This window comes from Pelotomaculum propionicicum, assembly GCF_004369225.1.
In the GTDB taxonomy this organism is placed as follows: Bacteria; Bacillota; Desulfotomaculia; order Desulfotomaculales; family Pelotomaculaceae; genus Pelotomaculum_B; species Pelotomaculum_B propionicicum.
Genome location: NZ_QFFZ01000112.1, coordinates 1 through 2,407, shown reverse-complemented (window position 1 = coordinate 2,407; position 2,407 = coordinate 1). Strand labels below are relative to the sequence as shown.

The 2,407-nt window shown below is 50.4% G+C and carries 2 protein-coding genes and 1 pseudogene; all 3 read right to left on the bottom strand.

Annotated features, from left to right (window positions below; genetic code table 11):
* Positions 1–1,435: pseudogene (locus Pmgp_RS19020) on the bottom strand (hypothetical protein); the annotation flags it as partial.
* 394 nt (positions 1,436–1,829) lie between these two features.
* Positions 1,830–2,024 carry a hypothetical protein gene (locus Pmgp_RS19945; protein WP_192903037.1) on the bottom strand — a complete coding sequence of 65 codons (195 nt, stop codon included), beginning with the start codon at positions 2,022–2,024 and terminating at the stop codon, positions 1,830–1,832.
* Positions 2,025–2,195: 171 nt separating this feature from the next.
* Positions 2,196–2,407, bottom strand: a 212-nt coding sequence (locus Pmgp_RS19940) for a hypothetical protein (RefSeq protein WP_192903036.1), incomplete at its 5' end; no start/stop codon positions are given.

Below are 2,407 nucleotides of genomic sequence, written 5' to 3'. Positions count from 1 at the left end.
TATAGGTGCCCGCCACCGGGTTGGGCAGCTGGAAGGTATTGCCGCTGCCGTATGGGCCGCTGCTGTACCAGTTGCCGTTCGGGGCCTGGAACCAGAACTGGTAGACGGGGTTGCTGCTGCCGGTAGCTGTGGCGGTAAAGTTGACCAGCGTTGTGACCGGCTGCGGACTTGACGGACTGGCGGTAAGAGTTACACCGGTCACCTCCCCGCCGCCGGAAGAAATAGCGGGCAGGTAAATGTCCTTGCTAACCGTTGCGGCAGTCGCGGATGGGGCGGCGGCCGTCACCGAGGCCGTTACAGTCCGCGCGGTGCTCTGGCTGGCCGCCCTTACCCACCAGGCGTAGGTCAGGCTCTGGCCCGACGGCAGGCTGCTGAACGTCCGTGTCAAGGTGTTGCCCGTCATACTTTCCAGGGTCAGTCCGTCCGGCAGGTTCAGGGTCACGGTGCCGTTGTTGATGGCAGAGTTGGAGTTATTATAAACGTTTGCCTGGATGATGAACGGGTTCGGGTAGTACTGGTTGTTCACCACCGATATTGTGTCGGCGTTAAGGGTTAGGGCAAAATTCTGCCCGGTATAGGTTGAGGCGCCGCTCAGTCCGTAGAAAGTGCCGAAGGTAAGGCTGGAAGAACCGCTTAAGCTACGCTCCCACCACAATCCCACCGAGCTGTCTCCGACCGAACGGGTAGAGCTGGTGGTATAGTCATAGGGCGTATTGTAAATGCTGCCCCAGTTGGCGATGACAAAGCGGTCGGGAGTGGGGAACTGCCCGCTTGCCAGGGTGCCCAAAGCCTTCAGTGTCGGATTGGCGAAATTGTCGAAGGCCTCCCACATTGATGGCACCGCGGAGCCGGTATAGTTCACTTCATAAACGGCGTAGGTGCTGCTGCCGTAAGGACAAAGAGGAGCGTAGTCATTGTTGTTGATCATTGTGTCCATCATAATTCTTAAGCCGACGGATTTAGTAGCCGTCGTGGTATTGTTGAGAGTGTAAGATATCCTCAAGGTATCTTTGCTTCCGGCAGTCTGTCCCTCGACGAAAGTCAGAAGCTGAGTGCACTGGACGCCGTTGAAGGTATAAACGGTCCTGACATTGTCCGCGTCAACAACTGTGGAAGGGCCCGTAATGGTTCCTTTGGTGGTGTCTCCAAATATGGCTGTCTGTCCGTCCACTTTGAGAGTTGTAAAGGAAGTTCCGGGGCTGGAGCCGTAAAGAAGCTTTTTACCGTCCGCCGTATGCAGGGTAAACCTGCCGTTATCGTTCACGTAAAGCTTGAGCCAGCTGTTGGTGTTATTTGCTGTCTGGAGAGTGGACTGTGCGGCCTGCTCTTTAAACATGATGGCCTTTGCCGTGTCGTCAGCCGCGGCGGCCGAGACAAAAGAGAAAACAATCAGCAGCGCCGCAAGAAGGAGTAATACTTTTTTACAAGTTCTCATAATTACCTCCTAAAATAATAAATGGTCTTAAAAAGGTTCCTCAAACCGCCCGAAGAATACAAATTTTTAATCCTAATGTGTGTCCGCGAAGAGTGAACATTCTTTATTAAAAAGCCCTGCTTTCCCCTCCTCTTCTCTTTTATTCAACTAGTTGATTGGACCTGGTACATTTAACCAACGCAAGTATATTATAATTTAATTTAATTTTATTGTACATCACCCATTTGGATGATTAAGCTAAATATAATTCTTCTTTGATGAGGAATTCGGCATATTTACAAAACTATGAATTTACTTAAATAACAGAAAGGATAATTATTCCTTGGAGAACAAAAGACGTCAGCTGTAGTCTTCCACTTCCTTTCACATTAACGTCCACAGCCTTTACCGCAAATCAGCGCATCCCGCTTAAATATGCTATCAGAGGAGTTCCCGGCGGGCAGAACATCAGTATACCTTTAACCTGGTCAGGAGTACCGGTTGAGACCAGATCCCTGGCGCTGCTCATGTATGAGTGCACAACTATCGGGGTTGTTCTCCCGGTAAGCCCAATAATCTTTCCATAAACCCCTTTGGCAGCACGGTTCATGACCGGGTATTGTTAAACAGGGTGCTTCTATCCTTGCACTTGATAGCTCCGGGTGAATTTCATTGCTGTTAATAATTCTGCGGTCAAATAAGAGATAGGTAGGCAAATAAAGCAGGGGAGCCACTCTCGTGGCTCCCCCCTCATTAAAACGTACTTGCCCTACTTTTTTATCTAATTCAACTTTAATGACTCGATTAACTGGGCAACGTTCCGGGCAGCGGCTTCCCAGAAACTAAGCGCCGCCCTTAAATCTATTATGTTAATCAGGCCGTTGCCGTCGGTGTCACCCGGCACCAGAGTAACGTTCACAGTAGTTGTTTGCCCGGAGGTCACTGTTACAGGAGTGACCTTTGCGGGATACTTATCAGCAAATATCGCCAGGA